The 20,850-nt window shown below is 67.4% G+C and carries 22 protein-coding genes; 15 read left to right on the forward strand and 7 right to left on the reverse strand.

The window, feature by feature from the left end; translation table 11 throughout:
* The coding region (locus tag D2K64_RS19845) for an outer membrane protein (RefSeq protein WP_157985976.1) at positions 1-901 on the reverse strand (901 nt) is incomplete at its 3' end.
* A gap of 124 nt (positions 902-1,025) precedes the next feature.
* Here D2K64_RS19845 and D2K64_RS24950 point away from each other — a divergent pair.
* Positions 1,026-1,193, forward strand: a complete 168-nt coding sequence (locus tag D2K64_RS24950) for a hypothetical protein (protein WP_162306222.1) — start codon at positions 1,026-1,028, stop codon at positions 1,191-1,193.
* Positions 1,194-1,253: 60 nt separating this feature from the next.
* Here D2K64_RS24950 and D2K64_RS19850 read toward each other — a convergent pair whose 3' ends face one another.
* Together D2K64_RS19850 and D2K64_RS19855 are read right to left on the reverse strand one after the other, a co-directional pair.
* Entirely contained in the window at positions 1,254-1,811 is a 558-nt protein-coding gene (locus tag D2K64_RS19850) for a DUF924 family protein (protein WP_238384318.1), read from the reverse strand.
* Between the two features lie 44 nt (positions 1,812-1,855).
* Positions 1,856-2,866, reverse strand: coding sequence for an LLM class flavin-dependent oxidoreductase (locus D2K64_RS19855; protein ID WP_120010118.1), 1,011 nt, complete (start codon positions 2,864-2,866; stop codon positions 1,856-1,858).
* A 152-nt stretch (positions 2,867-3,018) separates the two neighbouring features.
* Between D2K64_RS19855 and D2K64_RS19860 the strand changes: the two genes are divergently transcribed.
* The 4 genes from D2K64_RS19860 to D2K64_RS24615 all read left to right on the forward strand — a co-directional run bounded on the left by D2K64_RS19860 (position 3,019) and on the right by D2K64_RS24615 (position 5,471).
* Positions 3,019-3,327: a DUF1244 domain-containing protein gene (locus D2K64_RS19860; protein ID WP_120010119.1), complete on the forward strand. Its 309-nt coding sequence runs from the start codon at positions 3,019-3,021 to the stop codon at positions 3,325-3,327.
* Between the two features lie 110 nt (positions 3,328-3,437).
* A complete protein-coding gene (locus D2K64_RS19865) occupies positions 3,438-3,710 on the forward strand; it encodes a DUF2312 domain-containing protein (RefSeq protein ID WP_120010120.1) in 273 nt (90 codons plus the stop codon).
* Positions 3,711-3,825: 115 nt separating this feature from the next.
* The gene (locus D2K64_RS19870; RefSeq protein ID WP_120010121.1) at positions 3,826-5,112 is read left to right on the forward strand and encodes an MFS transporter; all 1,287 of its coding nucleotides are present in this window, start codon (positions 3,826-3,828) and stop codon (positions 5,110-5,112) included.
* A 218-nt stretch (positions 5,113-5,330) separates the two neighbouring features.
* Positions 5,331-5,471: a hypothetical protein gene (locus tag D2K64_RS24615; RefSeq protein ID WP_157985977.1), complete on the forward strand. Its 141-nt coding sequence runs from the start codon at positions 5,331-5,333 to the stop codon at positions 5,469-5,471.
* A 16-nt stretch (positions 5,472-5,487) separates the two neighbouring features.
* Here the strand turns inward: D2K64_RS24615 and D2K64_RS19875 are convergent, their stop codons facing one another.
* Positions 5,488-7,191: an AMP-dependent synthetase/ligase gene (locus D2K64_RS19875; protein WP_120010139.1), complete on the reverse strand. Its 1,704-nt coding sequence runs from the start codon at positions 7,189-7,191 to the stop codon at positions 5,488-5,490.
* Between the two features lie 133 nt (positions 7,192-7,324).
* Between D2K64_RS19875 and D2K64_RS19880 the strand changes: the two genes are divergently transcribed.
* Together D2K64_RS19880 and D2K64_RS19885 are read left to right on the forward strand one after the other, a co-directional pair.
* Entirely contained in the window at positions 7,325-9,157 is a 1,833-nt protein-coding gene (locus D2K64_RS19880; protein WP_120010122.1) for a M3 family oligoendopeptidase, read from the forward strand.
* On the forward strand, positions 9,150-10,523 hold the full coding sequence (locus D2K64_RS19885) for an ABC1 kinase family protein (RefSeq protein WP_120010123.1): 1,374 nt from the start codon (positions 9,150-9,152) through the stop codon (positions 10,521-10,523). The genes D2K64_RS19880 and D2K64_RS19885 overlap by 8 nt, the downstream gene beginning before the upstream one ends.
* 52 nt (positions 10,524-10,575) lie before the next feature.
* Here the strand turns inward: D2K64_RS19885 and map are convergent, their stop codons facing one another.
* Positions 10,576-11,382 (reverse strand): type I methionyl aminopeptidase, encoded by an 807-nt coding sequence (map, locus tag D2K64_RS19890; RefSeq protein WP_120010124.1) that lies wholly within the window; start codon positions 11,380-11,382, stop codon positions 10,576-10,578.
* Between the two features lie 64 nt (positions 11,383-11,446).
* Positions 11,447-12,334, reverse strand: a complete 888-nt coding sequence (locus D2K64_RS19895) for a methyltransferase domain-containing protein (RefSeq protein ID WP_202910762.1) — start codon at positions 12,332-12,334, stop codon at positions 11,447-11,449.
* Between the two features lie 98 nt (positions 12,335-12,432).
* On the opposite strand from D2K64_RS19895, the gene D2K64_RS19900 reads away from it, so the two are divergent.
* The 3 genes from D2K64_RS19900 (at position 12,433) to D2K64_RS19910 (ending at position 14,057) form a co-directional block, all read left to right on the forward strand.
* Entirely contained in the window at positions 12,433-13,203 is a 771-nt protein-coding gene (locus tag D2K64_RS19900; protein ID WP_120010126.1) for a ComF family protein, read from the forward strand.
* Positions 13,204-13,282: 79 nt separating this feature from the next.
* Positions 13,283-13,543: a glutaredoxin 3 gene (gene grxC, locus D2K64_RS19905; RefSeq protein WP_120010140.1), complete on the forward strand. Its 261-nt coding sequence runs from the start codon at positions 13,283-13,285 to the stop codon at positions 13,541-13,543.
* A 52-nt stretch (positions 13,544-13,595) separates the two neighbouring features.
* A complete protein-coding gene (locus D2K64_RS19910) occupies positions 13,596-14,057 on the forward strand; it encodes a DUF1178 family protein (RefSeq protein WP_120010127.1) in 462 nt (153 codons plus the stop codon).
* 11 nt (positions 14,058-14,068) lie between these two features.
* On the opposite strand, the gene ubiG is transcribed toward D2K64_RS19910, so the two are convergent.
* Positions 14,069-14,794, reverse strand: coding sequence for a bifunctional 2-polyprenyl-6-hydroxyphenol methylase/3-demethylubiquinol 3-O-methyltransferase UbiG (gene ubiG / locus D2K64_RS19915; protein WP_238384319.1), 726 nt, complete (start codon positions 14,792-14,794; stop codon positions 14,069-14,071).
* Positions 14,795-14,927: 133 nt separating this feature from the next.
* Here ubiG and D2K64_RS19920 point away from each other — a divergent pair, with 133 nt between their 5' ends.
* The 5 genes from D2K64_RS19920 (at position 14,928) to hisS (ending at position 20,850) form a co-directional block, all read left to right on the forward strand.
* Positions 14,928-16,148, forward strand: coding sequence for an aspartate kinase (locus D2K64_RS19920; protein WP_120010129.1), 1,221 nt, complete (start codon positions 14,928-14,930; stop codon positions 16,146-16,148).
* Between the two features lie 5 nt (positions 16,149-16,153).
* Positions 16,154-17,203 (forward strand): NAD(P)H-dependent flavin oxidoreductase, encoded by a 1,050-nt coding sequence (locus D2K64_RS19925; protein WP_120010130.1) that lies wholly within the window; start codon positions 16,154-16,156, stop codon positions 17,201-17,203.
* 93 nt (positions 17,204-17,296) lie between these two features.
* Complete coding sequence (locus D2K64_RS19930) at positions 17,297-18,310, forward strand: helix-turn-helix domain-containing protein (protein WP_120010131.1); 1,014 nt, start codon at positions 17,297-17,299, stop codon at positions 18,308-18,310.
* Between the two features lie 80 nt (positions 18,311-18,390).
* A complete protein-coding gene (gene ispG / locus D2K64_RS19935) occupies positions 18,391-19,521 on the forward strand; it encodes a flavodoxin-dependent (E)-4-hydroxy-3-methylbut-2-enyl-diphosphate synthase (RefSeq protein ID WP_120010132.1) in 1,131 nt (376 codons plus the stop codon).
* A 6-nt stretch (positions 19,522-19,527) separates the two neighbouring features.
* The gene (gene hisS, locus D2K64_RS19940) at positions 19,528-20,850 is read left to right on the forward strand and encodes a histidine--tRNA ligase (RefSeq protein WP_120010133.1); all 1,323 of its coding nucleotides are present in this window, start codon (positions 19,528-19,530) and stop codon (positions 20,848-20,850) included.

Below are 20,850 nucleotides of genomic sequence, written 5' to 3' on the forward strand. Positions count from 1 at the left end.
CGAAGAACACCAGGTAGGTGCGGGCCGGGGCCGGCGCGGCGGCCGGAGCCGGGGCAACCGGAACCGGCGCCGGCGGCGTCGGCTGGTTGAAGGCGTAGCGGACACCCAGCATGGCCGAGTGGTTGTGCGCCTGGTCAACCTCGAAGGAGCCGTTGGAAACAACGCCGCCCGCCGGGTTGGTCACCGTGCCGTCGAACTTCGACTGCAGGGCGCCGGTGTAGCGGTATTCGGCCGTGATCGCGAGGCCCGGCACCGAGGTGATGGGGAAGGCGACGCCGGCCATACCCTGATAGGCGAACTGCCCGGTAGTGTCGTCGATATTGATGGTGTTGCCACCCGCCACGGTCCGCGTGCCAGTGGCGTTCAGATCCGTCCACATGTAGCCGACGCCGCCACCGATATACGGGACGAACGCGACCGGCATGTTGGGGAACCAGCGCGGCAGCTGGAAGTCATAGTACAGGTTGGCGAACACGCCGTACTGCTGCAGCTCGCCGTCGATGCCGCCGAAGGCGACGCCGGGGGTACCGGTGGCGCGGTTCTGAAAGCCGCCCAGGCGGTCAACATTGTTGTAGCGGTAGCTGCCCTCAACCTCGGTGCGGAGGCCGTTTCCGAAGCCCCAGCCCAGGGCCAGCGAGCCCATGAAGCCTTCTTCGAAGCCAAGGTTGCCCTGAGGGTTGCCGGAAGTACCCAGGAAGTAGTTGCTGTTGTTGCCCTCGGCGGTCAGGCCACGGGCATCGGAATGGTTCCAGCCCGCACCGGCGCCAAGATACAGGCCCTGCACCGGCTCGGCGGCAGCATTCGGGATCCAAGCCGTCGGCGAGTACCAGGCATCCTGGGCCATGGCGGCGCTGGGGGCAGCCAGCACCGTGGCAGCGAGAAGAACTTTGCGTAGCGACATCTGCGTATTCCTTGGCAAACCGATTGATCGGTCGCCCTCAGTTGGGGCGTGACAGGAATGATCGCCAAGAGCCGTGGGTTGCCCGACCCGAGGCGGGTCTTCCGGGGTGTGGCAGGCTTGCAACATGGTGCCGGATTTCAGCGGTAAGCATCGCAGCTTCGTGAGCCGCTTTCCGGCCTACACCATTGTTCAAGTTGGAGATCTCGTTGCGAAACATGGTCCTGGATCAGCGAATCACACCCAGCCGCGATTCATCGCGCCGCGTGTCAAGATTTATTGTGAGAAGGTTTGATTGATCCGCCAGATCCCGAAGACTCGCAGGCGATCCACTCAAGGCCAGGAAGCCGCACCCTCAGAAACCTGCGCCGGGCCGGCGGAGATAGTCGAGTTCATCCGCCGTCGAATTGCGCCCGAGGGTCTGGTTGCGGTGCGGGAATCGTCCGAACCGCTGGATCACTTCCCGGTGCCGGTGGGCGTAGTCGATAGTTCCTCCAGGGGCGCTGTGCTCAGGATGCTCCCGAAGCCGCTCGAACAAGGCCACCGAACGATCCTGGCCGGCCAGATCCTCGGAGTGCTCGAAGGGCAGGTACAGGAAGATGCGCGCGGCGGGCGGCAGCAATTGATCGTACTGCCGGGTCAGCACGGCATCTCGGGCGACCTCCCTCGCCTTGGCGTCGTACTGGAACGCTTGCGGCTGGCCGCGGAACAGGTTGCGTGGAAACTGATCCAGCACGACCGCCAGGGCGACGCTGCCTTCCGCAGTCGTCATCCACGGATCCAGCAGACCGGCCAGCGCCTGATCGGGAAGCGCGGCGAAGCGCTCCCGGATCTGGCGGTCGAACTCCTCGTCGCGCTGGAACCAGATCGGCCGCATCGTCGACAGGCCGTCCGGGAACCAGAAATTCAGCACGGCTTGGCGGCAGGCTTCCAGCGCTGCCAGATCGGTGGCTGGCATCACGCCGCGGCCTCGGCCGTGACGAGGCTGCCGCAGAGTTCCGCACCGATCTCGAAGGAACGCAGGCGAGCTTTCTGGTCGTGAATCTGGGCGGTGATCATCACCTCATCGACGCCTGTTTCTTTCAGGAAGCTGCTCAGCGCCTCGCGCACCGTGGCCGGCGAGCCGACGCCGGAACAGGCGAGGCTGTGATCCACACCGGCCAGGCGGGCTTGCCGTTGCAACGCTTCCACATCCTGCGCGGGCGGCGGCAGCTTGCCGGGCGTTCCACGGCGAAGGTTCAGGAATTGTTGCTGCAGGGAGGTGAACAGTCGCTGCGCCTCGGCATCCGTGTCCGCGGCGAACAGGTTGAATCCGGCCATGGCATAGGGGCGCTGCAGGGCCGCCGAGGGGCGGAAGCCGTTGCGGTAGACGTCGAGGGCCTGCAGCAGCATCTGGGGCGCGAAATGCGAGGCAAAGGCGAAGGGCAAACCGAGCGCCGCCGCAAGCTGGGCGCTGAACAGGCTGGAACCCAGCAGCCAGATGGGAATATCCATTCCCCCGCCGGGAACGGCCTGCACGGGCTGCCCCGGCTCCGGCGTGGCGAACCACCCCTGCAGTTCCATCACATCCTGCGGAAAGCTGTCGCCATCGCTCTGCAGGTTACGCCGCAAGGCCCGCGCGGTCCGCTGGTCGGTTCCGGGCGCGCGGCCGAGGCCGAGGTCAATGCGTCCTGGAAACAGTGCGTTCAGTGTGCCGAACTGCTCGGCAATGACCAGGGGCGCATGGTTGGGCAGCATCACGCCGCCGGAGCCGACGCGGATAGTGCTCGTCCCGGCGGCCACATGGCCGATAACCACCGCGGTCGCGGCGCTGGCGATCCCCGGCATATTGTGGTGCTCGGCCAGCCAGTAGCGGTGATATCCCCAGCGCTCAGCATGCTGGGCCAGTTCCAGGGCGTTGGCAAAAGCCTGGCCGGGGCCGGAGCCTTCCGGAACGGGCGCGAGATCGAGAACCGAGAAACGGAGCATCGGGCAGATCTTCTCCAAGAGGACGGCGCCATCGGACGCCGCTTCGTTGCGCCCGATATGGGAAACGGTTGAGCTGTTCGCAGGGGGCGGGGTTGGCAGGAGGCGGCCCCGCATACCACCTTGCGGATGAACCTTTGCCAGGAGCGCCCGCCATGAGCACGCCGATCGACGCCGAAACTCGCCTGCACCTCGAGGCCGCCGCCTTCCGCCGCCTCGTCGAGCATCTTCGTGAACGCAGCGATGTGCAAAACATTGATCTGATGAATCTGGCTGGCTTCTGCCGCAACTGCCTCAGCCGCTGGTACCGCGAGGCCGCAGAGGAGCGGAACATCGCCCTGCCGGATGCCGAGGCGCGCGAGATCGTCTACGGCATGCCCTACAAGGAATGGCAGGCGCTGCACCAGAAGGCCGCGACGCCGGAACAGCAGGAGCGCTTCGCGACCGGCCAGCCACATCGCTGAGTTGCAGAAAAACCCGGCTTTCCCCGTGCGGCGCAGCCGGGCTATACCGCGCCGCCCATGGACCGGCGGCGCACCCGCATGCCGGTCGGCAGTGATGTTGGAGCAGCGCGATGTCCGAAGCCGTCGAGACCCAGGAGCAGGATGCCGAGGTTGGAGGCATCGCCGCGGATCGCCTGCGCTCGATCATCGAGCGCGTGGAGCGCCTGGAGGAGGAACGGAAGGCGCTGGGCGAGGACATCAAGGACATCTTCGCGGAAGCCAAGTCGGCCGGCTTCGAGGTCAAGGTGATCCGGCAGATCATCCGCATCCGCAAGCAGGAGCCCGCGGAAGTTGAGGAGCAGGAAACCCTGCTTGACCTGTATCGCCGCGCGCTGGGCATGTGAGGCGACGGGCGCGGGCCTTGTTCCCGTGCCCATCCGGGCCGTGCCAGCGCCATGCGGCGCGACAACGGTTTGCCCCCGGCCACGGCCATGCGGGGCCATGAACCTTTAGGGGCTGGTGTTGCGATCCTCTCTGCTGACCACGCTGGCGACCGTGTTCGCCTTGCTGCTCGGTTATGCCTTGCTGCAGATGGGCAACACGCTGCAGGGATCGTTGCTGACGCTGCGGGGCGGCCGGGAGGGTTTTCCGGCGCTGGCGATCGGCCTAACCGGCTCCGGCTTCTATCTGGGACTGATGGCCGGCTCGTTGCTGGGTGGTCGGCTGGTCCGCACCGTCGGGCACACGCGTGCCTTCGCGGCCTTGGCGGCGATCGCGTCCACCGTGCCGCTGCTGCACGTGATGATGGTGCATCCCTGGCTCTGGCCGCTGGGCCGGGTGATCACCGGCTTCTGCTTCGCCGGCCTGTTCATCGTTGTGGAAAGCTGGCTGAACGGAGCTTCCACCAGCGCCGTGCGCGGCCAGATCCTCAGCTTCTACGGCATGACCGGCATGATCGCCGGCGTGGGCGGCCAATTGCTGCTGACCGTGGCGCCGCCGACCAGTTTCGTGCCGTTCTGCATGGTCTCGATCATCATCTCGCTGGCCCTGGTGCCGGTGGTGCTGTCCCGTGCGCAGGCTCCGCCGCAGAATAACGGCGAGGCCGAGACCGCGGGCGGCGCCGCTCTGGATCTCCGGCGCCTCTACGGCCAGTCCCCATTTGGGGTGGTGGCCGCCGCGCTGGTGGGCATGAGCACCGGTTCCTACTATTCCCTGGGCCCGCTTCTGGCGCAGCGGCTCGGCCTGGATGCGGGGGAGGTGGCGACTTTCATGGCGCTCGGCTCCCTGGGCGGCTTCGTGGCGACCTGGCCGATGGGATGGCTGTCCGACCACATGGACCGGCGCCGCCTGATCGTCGGCCTGGCAGCCACGGCGGCGGCGGTGCTGCTGTGGATGCTGCTGATGGTTCCCGAGCATCCGGGCCGCAGCCTGACCTACACGCTGGTGGCCGTGTTCGGCGGCCTGGTGATTCCCGCCTACAGCCTCGTGCTGGCGCATGTGAATGACCATGTCCCGCCCGGGGAGTTCGCGGCCGCGTCCGGCGGGATGCTGGTTCTCTGGGGGGCTGGGGCGGCGGCTGGCCCGCTGCTTGGGGGCTTCGCCATGTCGACCTTTGGTAATCACGGACTGGGCTGGCTGATCCTATTGGCGCAGACGGGCATCGCCCTGTGGGGCCTCTACCGCATGAGCCAGCGTGCGGCACCCGAAGCGAAGGAAGACTTCCTGGTCATGCCGGTGCAGCCGGTGGGCGTGGAACTGGTGGCCGTGGCAGAGGAAGTTGCGGCGGAGCGCAACACCGTCTCTTGAACCTAAGAGGCGGGACACCATCTACATCGCTCTCGCTGGCTCCTGCCTTGCCTTCGAGGCGGCTGATGTGTTGGCCAAAGTTTGGCTACCGTCAGCTTCAGTCCTGAAACCAAAGCCTTTTCTTCTGTGTTTCACGGATGTTGCCGTTGGCAACGAATTGGCAATCCCTATCGATTAGTCTGGATCGGACCGGAAGGCCCGGTTTCAACAAGGAAGTCATGCAAGTTCTTCATTCCACCACTATTCCTGCACCGGCTCATTCCACGGTGCTGTCCGCCCAGGGCTCGGCTCAGCCCTCGCGTCCCAGCCCGTGGTCCCAGGCTGAGATCCGCAAGCTCGTGCTGGACACCATCGGCTGATCAGAGCGTTTGCGGCCTAGCCGTAGATCTGCTCAATCAGCTCCGCGTGCTGTTGCAGCGCAACGCGGCGCCGGACCTTCATGGTAGGAGTAAGCTGACCGTTCTCGATGGTCAGCGGCGGGATTTCCCGGTAGCCGCGCACCCTGTGCGGCGCCGGTAGCTGCGCGTTCGTCCGCGCAATCGTAGCTCCGATCTTCTCGTTCTGGCCCTCGGCTGGAACCACCAGCGCCGCTATGAAGGGCCGGCCTTCGCCGGCCACCACGGCCTGGGCGATCTCCGGTTCTGCCATCAGCAGACTCTCGATCCGCGCCGGGCTGATCATCTCGCCGCCCAGCGTCTTGATGAAGTCGCGCTTGCGATCCGTGATACGGAGCCGGCCGTCGCGCATCTCACCGACATCGCCTGTATGCAGCCACAAGCTCTGTCCGTCATCGTCGGGACGCAGGGTCTGGGCCGTGGCGCCCGGATTGTTCCAGTAACCATCCATCACCAGTTCGCCCCGGATCAACACCTCGCCGTCGGGCGCGATGTGCAGCGTGACTCCGGGCAAGGGGCGGCCCACGGTGAAGCGGTCATTCTCCCAGGGCACGTTGACGCTGACCACCGGCCCCGCCTCGGTCTGGCCGTAGCCTTGCAGCACCGGCAGCCCGAGCGCCAGAAAGAAGCCGGACAGGCCCGGATCGAGCCGCGCGCCCCCCGACACCAGGGCGAAGAGCCTGCCTCCGAAGCGCTGCTGCACCCTTCGGCGCACCAGTCGGTCCAACAGGCGATCCTGCAAGCGCTCGAGGGGCGTGAGGGCAGGGCCGTCCAGCCGGCGCAGGCCAAGACGCAGGGCCGCGTCGAACAGCCGCCGCTGCCATGTCGGCTGTTTCTCCAGCCCGGCCAGGATGCGGGCCCGCAGCACCTCGAACAACCGCGGCACCGCGGTGACGACCTGCGGGCGGATCTCGGTGAACTCAGCGGCGAGGCGTTCCGCCCCGCGGCTGAACACGATTTCCAGCCCGAAGGAACTCAGCAGGTACGCCACGGTGTGTTCATAGGCGTGGGACAAGGGCAGGAACGACAGGTAGCAGGCGTCGCGCGGCAGACCCAGGCGGCGAATGAAGTCGGTGATGCCGCGCCGGTTGGCCAGCATGGCCCGGTGCGGCAGCATCACGCCCTTCGCCGCGCCACCGGTGCCGGAAGTATAGATCAGGCAAGCCAGCCGACCCGCGGGGATCTGGGCGGCCTCCGCCGCCAGCATCGGCAGGTCGCCGGGCGAAGCGCAGAGCTGCGCCCAGGGGAGGGTGCCAGGCGCGTCTTCCAGGCAGACCAGCAGGTCCAGCCCGGCGCTACCCGCGGCCTGCTTCACCGCCTCCGCCAGCCGCGCGGTCGAGGCCACGGCATACCGGGCGCCTGAATCGCGCAGCAGATGCGCGTGATCCGCCACGGTATTGGTGGCGAAACTCGGCACCGAAACGGCGCCGATCGCCATGACGGCGAGATCCGCTACCAGGAATTCCGGCCGGTTCTCCGATGCGAGCATCACCCGGTCTCCCGGTCCGACGCCCTGCGCCCGCAGCCCTGCCGCAACGGCTGCGACCTGCAGTGCGAAATTTCCCCGGTTCAGGCTACGCCATTGCCCGTCGCGCCAGAAGCGCAGCATCGGCTGATCGGGCGAGGCTTGCGCCAGATCGAACATCAGGGCGGGTAGGCTGGTCCAGGAATCCTCGGCAGGCATCGTGGGGGCGGTGTCCTTGCTGCGGAAGGGACTGGCATGTGCCGTGCGGCGGCAGATCGCGGCCACAGGCGCTTGGCCGGCTGCATCGAGGGATTATATCGGAGAGAGCGAACCCACAACCGCAAGGCTTCCTGTGCAGCTTCCCCATCTCCGCCCCGCATTCCGCGACACCGCCGACCGCCCGCAGGTGGCCGGCGGGCCTGGCGCCCTGCCGGAATGGGATCTTTCGGATCTCTATGCAGGACCGGGCGACCCGGCCCTCGACGCGGACCTGACCCGAGCCGAAACTGAGGCCCGGGCCTTCCACGCTTCCTTCGCCAACACGCTTTCGGCCCTGTCCGGCGAAGCGCTGGCCGATGCCATCGGGCGGTACGAGGCCATCGAGGAGGTGCTGGGGCGGGCGATGTCCTTCGCTTCCCTGGTGTTCTCCACCGATGCGCAGAACCCGGACAATGGCCGCTTCCTGCAAACCATGCAGGAGCGCGTGACCACCATCTCCTCTGAATTGCTGTTCTTCACCCTCGAATTGAACAAGATCGAGGAGCCGGTTCTGGAAGCCAAGTTCCGTTCGCCGGCCCTTGAACGCTTCCGTCCCTTTCTGCGCGACCTGCGGGTGTTCCGGCCGCACCAGCTCTCGGACGAGGTGGAGCGGCTGCTGCATGAAAAGGAGGTCACCGGTCGGGCCGCCTGGAACCGGCTGTTCGACGAAACCATCGCGGGCATGGAAGTGGCTGTCGCGGGCGAGACGCTGAACGTGTCCGGCGCGCTGAACAAGCTGTCCGATCCGGACCGGGGCGTGCGCGAAGCCGCGGCCAAGGGCGTTTCCGCGGCCTTCGGGGAGAAGGCGCGGCTGTTCACGCTGATCACCAACACGCTGGTCAAGGACAAGGAGATCGTGGATGGGTGGCGGCGCTATCCGCGCCCGGGCAGCAGCCGCAACCGGGCCAACATGGTCGAGGACGAGGTGGTGGATGCGCTGGTGACGGCGGTGATCGAGAGCTTCCCCAGCTTGTCACACCGTTACTACGCGATGAAGGCCAAGTGGCTGGGCCTGCCCAAGCTGAAGCACTGGGATCGCAACGCGCCGCTGCCGGATGAGGACAACAGCGATATCCCGTGGGATGCCGCGCGTGACCGCGTGCTGTCCGCTTATTCCGGCTTCAGTCCGGAACTGGGCCGTGTCGGGCGCGAATTCTTCGACAAGCCCTGGATCGACGCCGTGCTGCGACCTGGCAAGGCATCCGGCGCTTTCGCCCACCCGACCGTGCCGTCGGCGCATCCCTACCTGCTGCTGAACTACCACGGCAAGTCGCGCGACGTGATGACGCTGGCGCATGAGTTGGGCCATGGCGTTCACCAGGTGCTGGCCGCCGAACACGGCTACCTGATGTCGGGTACGCCGCTGACGCTCGCGGAGACCGCCTCGGTGTTCGGCGAGATGCTGACCTTCCGCGCCCTGCTCGATGCGGAGCGGGATCCGCGCCGCCGGCGCGCCCTGCTGGCCGGCAAGGTGGAGGACATGCTGAACACGGTGGTCCGGCAGATCGCCTTCTACCGCTTCGAAACCCTGCTGCACGATGCCCGGCGCAAGGGCGAGCTGTCGCGCGAGGAGATCGGCGCGCTGTGGATGCAGGTGCAGGCGGAGAGCCTGGGCCCGGCCTTCGACTTCACGCCGGATTACGAGATCTACTGGTCCTATATCCCGCACTTCATCCATTCTCCCTTCTATGTCTACGCCTACGCCTTCGGGGATTGTCTGGTGAACGCGCTGTACGGGGTGTTCCGGGAAGGCAGCGTTCCGGATTTCGAGAACAAGTACCTGGACCTGCTGCGGGCCGGCGGTACGCTGCGGCATCAGGAACTGTTGGCGCCTTTCGGCCTCGATGCCTCCGATCCGGCGTTCTGGCACAAGGGGCTGGCGGTGATTTCCGGCTTTATCGATGAACTGGAGCGTGCCGATGGCTGACGACCGCGAAGGCAGCACGCTGTTCGGTGAGATCCGCCGCATGGCCCGCACCTCGGGCGCCGTGGGTGGCATCGCCGCGCGCGTGGCGGGAGAGCGGTACCTCGGCATCAAGACCGACAAGGCCGTGCATGCCAACGACCTGAAGGCGCTGCTGGGCGGCCTCAAGGGCCCGCTGATGAAGGTGGCGCAGTTCCTCACCACCGTGCCGAATGCGCTGCCGCCGGAATACGCCAAGGAACTGGCGGCGCTGCAGGCCAATGCGCCCCCCATGGGATGGGCGTTTGTCCGCCGGCGCATGTCCAGCGAGCTCGGGACCGATTGGCAGTCGCGCTTCAGGAGCTTCGGCCAGGAAGCGGCCGCCGCCGCCAGCCTGGGGCAGGTGCATCGTGCCATCCTGCCGGATGGCCGGGACGTCGCCTGTAAGCTGCAATATCCCGACATGTCGAGTGTGGTGGAAGCGGATCTGCGGCAGCTGAAGCTCGCCATGGGGATCTTCGCCCGCATGGACGACGCCATCCAGCATGATGATGTCTACCTTGAACTGTGCGACCGCCTGCGGGAGGAGCTGGATTACGCGCGGGAGGCGGCGCAGATGCGGCTCTACAACCTGATGCTGGCGGAGGAGCCCACCATCCGGACACCGGTTCCGGTGGAGGGCTATTGCACCCGCCGCCTGCTGACCATGAACTGGTTGGAGGGCCGGCCAATCCTGGAGCGGCTCGATGAAGAACCGTCCCAGGAGGAGCGCAATGCCTATGCCACGGCGCTGTTCCGGGCATGGTACCTGCCATTCTACCGGTTCGGCGTGATCCATGGCGATCCACACCTGGGCAACTACCAGATCCGCCAGCCAAGTCGCGACGAGCCGGCAGGCATCAACCTGCTCGATTTCGGTGCGATCCGCGTCTTTCCGCCGACCTTCCTAACCGGCGTGATCATGCTGTACGAGGCGATCCGCGACAACGACCAGCAGAAGGCCGCCGAAGCCTACCGGATCTGGGGCTTCACCAACCTGACCAAGGAGAAGATGGAGGTCCTGGGGCTTTGGGCGAGATTCCTGCACGAACCGCTGCTGGATGACAGGGTCCGCCCGATCCAGGAGGTCGAGGACCCTGATTTTGGCCGCAAGGTGGCGGCCGAGGTGCATGCCGGGCTGAAGCGCACCGGAGGCGTGAAGCCGCCACGGGAATTCGTTCTGGTAGACCGCGGCGCCGTCGGCCTGGGCAGCGCCTTCATGCGCCTCAGGGCCCGGCTCAACTGGCACCGCATGTTCAACGAACTGATCGCCGATTTCGACCAGGACGAACTGGCCCGGCGGCAAGCCGAAGGCCTGCGCCAGGCCGGGGTGCCGCCAGGCACCATGTAGGAACAAGGCTGGCCGGATCGCTCCGGCCGGCCTTGCTTCATGCTGGAGCAGATCAGGCCGGGTAGGGCGGCTTGTGCAGGCCGGCCGGCGAAAGGGTGAAGATCTCGCAGCCCGTCTCGGTGATGCCGATCATGTGCTCGAACTGGGCGGACAGGCTGCGGTCGCGGGTCACCGCTGTCCATCCATCGTCCAGGATCTTCACGTCGTAGCGACCCGTGTTCACCATTGGCTCGATGGTGAACACCATACCCGGCTTCAACTCGGCCCCTTCGCCCGGACGGCCGAAATGCAGGACATTCGGCGGTGCATGGAAGGTCCGGCCGATGCCGTGGCCGCAGAAATCCCGCACCACGCTGAAGCGGTGCTTCTCGACATAGCTCTGGATGGCGTGGCCGATATCGCCCAGGCGCGCGCCGGGTCGGGCGGCCGCGATCCCGCGCATCATGCTTTCATGCGTGACGTCGAGCAGCAGCTTGGCCTTGGTGTTCGGCTGGCCGGCCACGTACATGCGGCTGGTATCGCCGTACCAGCCATCCAAAATCACCGTGACATCGATGTTCAGGATATCGCCGTTCTGCAGCGTGCGCGGGCCGGGGATGCCATGGCAGACCACATGGTTGATCGAGATGCACACGGATTTGGGGAAGCCGCGGTAGCCCAGCGATGCCGAAACGGCGCCGTTCGCCCGCATAAACTCGTCGCACAGGCGATCCAGCTCATCGGTCGTCACGCCGGGCTGCACATGCGGCACGATCATGTCCAGCGTCGCCGCTGCCAGCTGGCCGGCACGACGCAGCCCCTCGAAATCTTGTGGCGCATGCAGGGTGATCCGCCGCGCCTCTGCTCCGGAATGTTCCATAATGCTGGAAGATGCGCGCCGGGCTCGAGGGTTGCAAGCGCCGGCACCGCAGGGCACCGCTGCATCAGTGCCGGGTGCTCTCCCCGGCCTTCTGCTCGGTGGTGCCGAGGGCATCCGCGAGCCGCGCCTGCGCGCTGCCGCGCCGCGCCGGTTGCGGCTGCCCGGCCGCCGGGGCCCATCCGGTGAGCATGACCATCTCCAGCGGCATGGCGATGCTGCCGTCCTCCTGCGGCAGGGTGGAGAAGGCAAGCGGGAACAGCGCCCTCGGCGGTATGCGGAAGTCCCGGGCACGGACAGCGTTGCGCTCGCCGGCGGCGCGCAGATCGGCGATCAGCGCCATGGCCGAGCGGAACCGAAGGTCGAGGCGGTCGCGATCGGCCACCGGCATGGCGAAGCCCGCCCGCTGTAGCAGGGCCGCCCCGTCTCGCAGCTCGGGAAAGGGTGACACGCGCGGGCTGAGGCCACCCCGCAGGCTCGCCTCCGCCTCCGCCAGCGCTGCGCGCAGCGGCTGCAGGGTTCCGAGGATCGGCAGGCTCGCCAGGAAAAGCCCGTCGGGTGCCATGGCCTGCCGGATCTGAAGCAGGGCACCCGGGAGGTCGTTGACCCAGTGCAGCGACAGGTTCGCCACCACCAGGTCGAAGCTGCCGGGGGCAAAGGGAAGCCATTCCTCGTCCGCCGCCACCGCCATGCCGCCGGCGCTGCGCGCCATGCGGGCGGAAAGGTCCATCGATGTCACATGTGCCATCCCGCGGGCCCGCAGGGCGGGAGCCACCGCGCCGCGCCCGCCGAGGTCGAGGGCATGTTCGAAGCGCCGCGATGTATCGTCGAGCCGGTCCAGCAAGAGTTCCGCGGCCGCATCGAGGATCGGTGCCACACGGCCGATGCCGTCCGCCGCATGGTCGCGGCGCAGGCGCAGCAGGTTACGGTCGAAGATCCGCATGGTGTCAGACATGCGTCGCAGATGTGCCGGATGCGGAGCGGCCGCAAGCGACTTGCCGATGATCCTCCATCCGATCTACTTATCACGAAATGGTGAGCATATCCTCGGGAATGGCGCGGCTGCAGGGTTTGGGACGGCTCGCCCTGGACGCGCTGTTGCCGCCGCGCTGTGTTGCGTGTGGCGAGGTCGCCCTCACTCACGGCACCGCCTGTGGATCCTGTTTTGCTTCCCTGACGCCCCTGGTTGAGCCTCTGTGCCGCCGGTGCGGCGCGCCCTTCCTTCATGATGGGCAGGCGGCCGCGCTCGATGAGCAGGGTGGCAGCTGGTGCCTCCGCTGCACGGAAGCGCCACCGATCTATGAGCGCGCCCGCGCGCTGTACCTGTATGACGAGGGTTCGAAGCGGCTGCTCCTGCCGTTCAAGCATGGCGATCGCACGGAGCTCGCGGCACCCCTGGCGCGACAGATGGCCCGTGCCGGGCGCGATCTTCTGGCAAGGGCCGAATGCCTCGTTCCGGTGCCGCTGCATCGCAGCCGGCTGCTGCACCGGCGTTACAATCAGGCGGCCCTGCTCGCCGGGCAGTTGTCCCGCGTGTCGGGCATCCCATGGGCTGCGAACCTGCTGCGCCGCACGCGGCGAACACCGTCTCTTGGCCCCCTGGGCGCCGCAGGCCGCGCCGAGGCCCTGCGAGGGGCCTTCGCCGTGATGCCGGGGGCACATCACCGGCTCCGGCAACGGCACATCCTGTTGGTGGATGACGTGCTGACCTCGGGCGCCACCGTCTCCGCCTGCACGGCGGTGCTGCTGGAGGCGGGGGTACGGTCGGTGGATGTGCTGGCCGTCGCCAGGGTGGCCGATCCGCGGCAGGCCGCAGATGCGTGAGCGGCGCTTCGATGAGGCAGGCCGCGCTGCGCAGTGCAGCACTCTTGACCGCGGGGCTCCGGCGGACAATCTGCTGGATATGGCCAAGGTCGAAATCTACACCACCCCGTTCTGTCCCTACTGCTCCCGCGCCAAGACGCTGCTGGGCCGGAAAGGCGTGAACTTCACCGAATATGATGCACCGCATGGCTCCGAGGAGCGATCCCAGGCGATCTCCCGCTCGGGCGGCCGCACCACCGTGCCGCAGATCTTCATCAACGGCGACGCCGTGGGCGGCTGTGATGACCTGTTCGCCCTGGACCGTGCCGGAAAGCTCGATGAGATGCTCCAGGCCGCTTGAACCGGAGCTTGATTTCAGTTCAGACCCTTACTGAAGATCCTCTGGCAAACCCATGATTCATTATCAGCTCCGGTGCGATCAAGACCATCAGTTTGATGGCTGGTACAAGGACAGCGCTGCTTTCGACAAGCTGGTTCAGGCCAAGCTCGTCGATTGCCCGGTATGTGGCAGCCAGAAGATCGGCAAAGCGTTGATGGCCCCGGCTGTTGGCCGCGCCCGTGCGGTGGCGGAGCGCAGTGAGCCGATGCCCCCGCCCGCAGCGGTTCCGCAGCAGGCGGCGGCGGGACCGCTGCCTGCCCAGATGCTGGCCTTGCTGCAACGGATGCGCGCCGAGGTCGAGAAGAACTGCGACTATGTGGGCAAGGATTTCGCCGAGGAGGCGCGCCGCATGCATCGCGGTGAGAGCGACCGGCGCGGCATCTTCGGCGAGGCCAATCCCGGGGACGCCGAGGCGCTGCGGGACGAGGGAATCGAGGTGGCGCAGCTCCCCTGGGTGCCGCGGGCCGACGGCTAACGAAGGGGCGATCAGCCCCGTGCCAACGCCGCGATGTAGTTGACGGCGACATCATCCGTCGCCCGCCAGCCTTGTTCCGGGCGGCCCGGAACCATGCCGGAGATGGCTGCCAGCCGCAGGCCAGCCTGCCGGCCTTCGGCCGACAATTCGGCCGGACGTACGAACATCCGCCAGTCATGGGTTCCGCGCGGCAGCAACTGCAGCACATACTCTGCGCCGAGCTTGGCGAACATGAAGGACCGCGGTGTCCGATTGAGCGTGGAGATGAACACAAGGCCGCCCGGCCGTGTCAGCGCCGCTAATGCCCGCAGGAAGGCCGGCCTGTCCGCCACATGCTCGATCACTTCCAGCGCGATCACCGCATCGAAGTGGCGTCCCTCGGCCACCAGCATCTCCGGCATGCCTTCCCGGTACTCAATCTCCAACCCTTCCGCCGCGGCATGCGTGCGCGCCACGGCGAGGGCCGCTTCGGCGGCATCGATGCCGGTCACCTGGGCCCCCGCGCGGGCCAGTTCCTCGCTGGCAAGGCCGGCGCCGCAGCCCACGTCCAGGATGGCCAGGCCGTGCAGCTCCCCACCCTTTCTTCCCCGCGCTGCCGCCAGTCGCTCGGCGATCCAGCGGCAGCGCAGCGGATTCATCTGGTGCAGAGGCGCCATGGGGCCCTTCGGGTCCCACCAGCGGGCGGCGAGCGCATCAAACTTAGCAACCTCGGCGGGCAGAACGGTCGGATAGGGCAAGACGGCGGCACTCCGGCAGGGGTTTTGAAGTCGGTTGCGGTGCGGCGCCGCCGCCGTTATCTGTCCCAGCCCTTTGCTGTCTGCAACCGGGGCAGCATCGCCGACTCCCATTTCCACTGCCGCAAGAGCCCGCATGGCCCGCATCGTGATGAAGTTCGGCGGCACCTCCGTCGCCGACCTCGACCGTATCCGCAACGTCGCCCTCCGGGTGAAACGGGAGGTGGATGCCGGCCATGAGGTGGCCGTGGTGGTGTCCGCCATGTCGGGCGTGACCAATCAGCTGGTGAAATGGTGCCAGGACCTGTCGCCGCTGCACGATGCGCGGGAATACGACACGGTGGTGGCCACCGGCGAGCAGGTAACCATCGGCCTGCTGGCGATCGCGCTGCAGACGCTGGGCGTCGATGCGCGCTCCTGGCAGGGCTGGCAGGTGCCCATCCGCACCGACGACGCGCATGGCAAGGCTCGCGTGGATGACATCGAGGGCGCAACGCTGATCGCCCGGATGCAGGCCGGGCAGGTGCCGGTGGTGGCCGGCTTCCAGGGTGTCGGCCCCGACAACCGGGTGACGACGCTGGGCCGCGGCGGCTCCGACCTATCGGCCGTGGCCGTGGCGGCGGCGGTCCGGGCCGATCGCTGCGACATCTACACCGACGTCGATGGCATCTACACCACCGATCCGCGTATTGTGCCGCGGGCGCGGAAGCTGCCGGCGGTGGCTTACGAGGAGATGCTGGAGCTGGCTTCGGTGGGCGCCAAGGTGCTGCAAACCCGCTCGGTCGAGCTGGCGATGAAGCAGAAGGTCAGAGTCCAGGTGTTGTCTTCCTTCGAGGACAAGCCCGGCTCGATGGTTGTGGATGAGGATGAGATCGTGGAACAGCCGCTGGTGACGGGCGTCGCCTATTCTCGCGACGAGGCCAAGGTGACGCTGCGCCGGGTGCCGGACAAGCCCGGCATCGCCGCCCTGGTGTTCGGCCCGTTGTCGGAAGCCAACGTGAACGTGGACATGATCGTCCAGAACCTGGGCGCCGACGGCACCACGGACATGACCTTCACCGTGGGCAAGGCCGACCTGCCGCGCGCCCGCGACGTGCTGGAAAAGCAGCGGCCCGGCATCGGCTTCGAGGCGATGCTGGCCGATCCCGAGGTCGCCAAGATCTCCATCGTCGGCATCGGCATGCGCTCGCATGCCGGCGTGGCCGCCACCATGTTCAAGTCCCTGGCGGAGAAGGGCATCAACATCCAGGTCATCTCCACCTCGGAGATCAAGACCAGCGTGCTGGTCGGCTCCGAATACACCGAGCTCGCGGTCCGGGCGCTGCACACGGCCTATGGCCTGGACGCCGAGAGCTGAGCCGCATGGAAGCCCTCCTGGACGCGCCGCAACGCCCCGGCCCGGCCGCCGCCCTCGAAGCGCTCATGGCGCGGGGCGCGGCCTTCCTCGGCACCCGCTACGCCATCCTTGGGGGTGCCATGAGCTGGGTCAGCGAGCGGCACCTGGTGTCCGCCCTGTCCAATGCCGGCGCGTTCGGCGTGATCGCCTGCGGCGCCATGATGCCGGACCGGTTGGCGGAGGAGATCGCCGCCACCCAGGCCCTGACGGACAAGCCCTTCGGCGTCAATCTGATCACCATGCATCCGCAGTTGATGGAGCTGGTCCAGGTCTGCCTGCAGGCCAAGGTCGGGCACATCGTCTTTGCCGGCGGCATTCCGCCGGCACCCGCCATCAGGGCGGCCAAGGACGGCGGCACCAAGGTCGTCTGCTTCGCTCCCGCCATGGCGCTGGCGAAGAAGCTGGTACGCTCAGGGGCGGACGCTCTGGTGATCGAGGGGTCGGAAGCCGGCGGCCATATCGGGCCCGTCAGCCTGACGGTGCTGGCGCAGGAGATCCTGCCGGTGATCCGTGACGTGCCGGTGTTCGTTGCGGGCGGCATCGGCCGGGGTGAGGCCATCCTGTCCTATCTGGAGATGGGCGCGGCCGGCGTGCAGCTCGGCACCCGCTTCGTCTGCGCCACCGAATGCGTAGCCCATGCCAATTTCAAGCGGGCCTTTATTCGCGGCGCCGCGCGTGATGCCCTGCCCACGGTGCAGCTGGACGCGGATTTCCCGGTGATCCCGGTGCGCGCGCTGCAGAACCAGGGCACCAAGCGTTTCCTGGAACATCAGGCGGCCGTGGTGCAGCGCTACAAGGCGGGCGAGCTGACGAAGGAGGCCGCTCAGCTCGATATCGAGCATTTCTGGGCGGGCGCCCTGCGCCGCGCCGTGGTGGATGGCGATGTGGAGAATGGCAGCGTCATGGCCGGCCAGAGCGTCGGTCTGGTGACGCAGGAGCAGCCCGCCGCCGAGATCATCGCCGAGCTGATGGCACAGGCAGGAGCCGCTCTGGCCAGGCGATCGGAAGGTAATTGATCTTGTTCGCCTGACGCGCGATGCTGTCGCCTGCGGTAACACCGCTGTGGCGATTCGGCAGCCTTCGGCCGCCAACGCGAAAGGTGATCCTGCGTGGCCTACGACCTGAAGCGCAATCCTTCGGCACAGGCACCGTCCACCGAGGCAGTCCGGGTCGGGGACGATTTGCGCCAGGCGCGGCTGGCGCTGGGCACCGGCCTGGACGAGCTTTCCGCTCGCCTCCGCATCCATCGCCGCTACCTGGAGGCGCTGGAGGAAGGTCGCTGGCGTGAACTGCCCGGCGCGGCCTATGGAGCCGGCTTTATTCGGTCCTATGCGCAGGCGGTGGGGATCGATGCCGCTGATGCCGTCCGGCGTTACCGCGACATGGTGGGTCCGCAGGGCAGGGGACGGGATCTGGTGTTTCCCGAGCCGGTCCCGGATCGCGGCGTTCCATCCGGGGCGTTGATCCTTCTGGGGCTGGTGGTCGCGCTCGGGGGTTATGGCGCCTGGCATAGTTGGAGCGGTTCCTCGGCCCGCACGGTGGATGAGGTGGCGTCGCTGCCGCCGGCGCTGGACCAAGTGGCACGCGATGCGGGGCAGCCTCCCCTGCCACGCCCGCAATCCATGCCTCTCCACCCGGAGCCTACCAGGCCTGAGCCGCCCCGGCCGGAAGCTTCCGCCGCCGCGCAACAGGCGGCCGCCCCGGCGTCCATGCCCGCGACCACGGAGCGGGAGCCGGCCGGGCCTGCCATGGTTCTCGCGCCGCCTGCCGATCCGCCGTCCATCTTGGTGGCGCCTTCGACGCCGCCGGCGGCCCCGAAGGAGCCGCAGCCCGCGGCCACGGCCGGCTTCCAGCTGCGGGCGGTGCAGGAATCTTGGATCCAGGTGCGGGATCCCGGCAGCAACCGGGTGCTGTTGAGCCGCCTGCTGCGGGCCGGCGAAGCCTGGGCGGTGCCGCAGCGCGACGGCCTGCTGCTGACTACCGGGCGCGTCGAGGCGTTGGCGGTGGAGGTGGACGGCGCCCCAAGCGCAGCCTTCGCCAACCAGATGGGCGTTCGCCGCGATATCCTGCTGGACGCCGAACGTCTCAAGGCGGCAGCACCGGGACAAATCCCGGTCCGATAGCACCGGCCCGATAGGCGCTTGGCCGATCGCCGCAGTGCTGCCATATCGGCCGCATGCCGAAGCGGGAGGCCTGACCGCCTATGTCCTATCGTCCCTACCAGCAGATCCTGCGCCGCAAGTCCCGGCAGATCCATGTCGGCAAGGTTCCGGTGGGCGGGGATGCGCCGATCACGGTGCAGACCATGACCAACACCCCGACCGAGGATGCGGCGGCCACCATCGCGCAGATCCGCCTGTCCGAACTGGCGGGCGTCGACATCGTGCGGGTGTCCTGCCCTGATGAGGCCTCCACCGCCGCGCTGAAGGAGATCGTGCACGAGGTCAACGTGCCGATCGTTGCCGACATCCACTTCCACTACAAGCGGGCCATCGAGGCGGCCAGGGCCGGCGCTGCCTGCCTGCGCATCAATCCCGGCAACATCGGCTCCAAGGAGCGGGTGCGGGAAGTGGTGAAGGCCGCCCGCGATCATGGCTGCTCGATCCGCATCGGGGTCAATGCCGGTTCGCTGGAGCGGCACCTGCTGGAGAAATATGGTGAGCCGAATCCGGAGGCGCTGGTGGAAAGCGCGTTGTGGCATGCGGCCCACCTCCAGGATCTCGACTTCCACGAGTTCAAGATCAGCGTGAAGGCATCCGACGTGTTCCTGGCCGTCGCCGCCTACCAGCAGCTGGCGGAAGCCTGCGACCACCCGTTGCACATCGGCATCACCGAGGCGGGCGGCAAGCGCACGGGCACGGTGAAGTCTTCCATCGGCCTCGGCAGCCTGCTCTGGGCTGGCATCGGCGACACGCTGCGCGTCTCCCTTTCGGCGGAACCGGAGGAGGAGGTGCATGTGGGCTGGGACATCCTGAAGTCCCTGGGCATCCGCCACCGTGGCGTGAAGATCATCTCCTGCCCATCCTGCGCCCGGCAGGGCTTCAACGTCATTAAGACGGTGGAAACGCTGGAAGAGCGCTTGGCGCATATCGAGACGCCGCTGACGCTGTCCATCATCGGCTGCGTGGTGAACGGCCCGGGCGAGGCGCTGATGACCGACATCGGGGTCACCGGCGGCGGCAACAACCGTCACATGGTTTATCATGCGGGCCGCACCGACCACACCGTGGCGGGCACCGACATGGTCGAGCACATCGTTGAATTGGTGGAAAAGAAGGCTGCCGAGATCGCGGCCGCCAAGGCCACCGAGGACGCCAAGCAGGCAGCGGAGTAAGCCAAGTTGAGCGGAATGCAGCCGGTTCGCGGCACCAGGGACCTGATCGGCGAGACGTTCCGCCGCCACCACCATGTGGTGGAAACGGCGCGCCACGTGGCTGGCCTGTACGGGCTGGAGGAATGGGCAACGCCGATCTTCGAGAGCACCTCGGTGTTCGCCCGCTCCCTGGGCGAAACGTCCGACGTGGTGTCGAAGGAGATGTACACCTTCGAGGATCGTGGCGGCGACAGCCTGACGCTGCGGCCCGAAGGCACGGCCGGGGTGTGCCGCGCGCTGGTGTCGAATGGCCTCACCCAGGGTGGCCTGCCGCGCAAGGTATTCTACACCGGCCCGATGTTCCGCTATGAGCGGCCGCAGAAGGGCCGCTTCCGCCAGTTTCACCAGATCGGCGCCGAGATCCTGGGCGCCGCCGAGCCGCTGGCCGATGCCGAGGTGATCGCCATGGGCTGGCAGATCATCCAGCAGCTCGGCATCGACGATGGTGTGGTGCTCGAGATCAACACTCTGGGCGACGGCCCGTCCCGCGACGCCTATCGCACGGCGCTGATCGCGTATTTCACCGGGCACCGGGAGGCGCTGTCGCGCGAGAGCCAGGAACGGCTGTCCCGGAACCCGCTGCGTATCCTCGACAGCAAGGATGAGGGCGACCGCAAGCTGGTGGCCGATGCGCCCACCATCCACCAGCACCTGACGCCGGAAGCCGCCGCCTTCTTTGGTGCCGTGAAGCGGCACCTGGAGCGCTTCGGCGTGCCGTTCCGCGAGAATCCGCGCATCGTGCGCGGCCTGGATTATTACAGCCACACCGCTTTCGAGTTCATCACCGACCGGCTTGGCGCGCAAGGCACGGTGATGGGCGGCGGCCGCTATGAAGGTTTGGTCGGCGAGATGGGCGGTCCCGCCACGCCGTCCGTCGGCTGGGCGGCCGGGGTGGAGCGGCTGGCCGAGTTGCTGGCCGAAACCCCGGAGCCGAACCGCCCCGTGGCGGTGATCCCGGTGAGCGAGGCGGAGGAAGGCACGGCGCTCGACGTTCTGCAGATGCTGCGCGCCTCGGGCGTGCCGGGGGAGATCGCCTATAAGGGCAATCTGAAGCGGCGGATGGAGCGCGCCAATAAGATCGGCAGCCAGGCCGCCATCATCATCGGCGAAAGCGAGGTCGCCGAGAATGTGGTGATCGTGCGCAATCTCGGCGATGGCACCCAGGAGCGCGTCGGCCTCGGCGGGTTGCTGCCGGCCCTGGCCGCTGCCGGGGTGGTGGACGCCATGCTGGAGCAGATGGTGGAGGAGATGGAGCTTGCCGCCGACGAGGACGGCGCCGACGACGAATGA

It is taken from the genome of Teichococcus vastitatis (genome assembly GCF_003604215.1).
Classification (GTDB): Bacteria; Pseudomonadota; Alphaproteobacteria; order Acetobacterales; family Acetobacteraceae; genus Pseudoroseomonas; species Pseudoroseomonas vastitatis.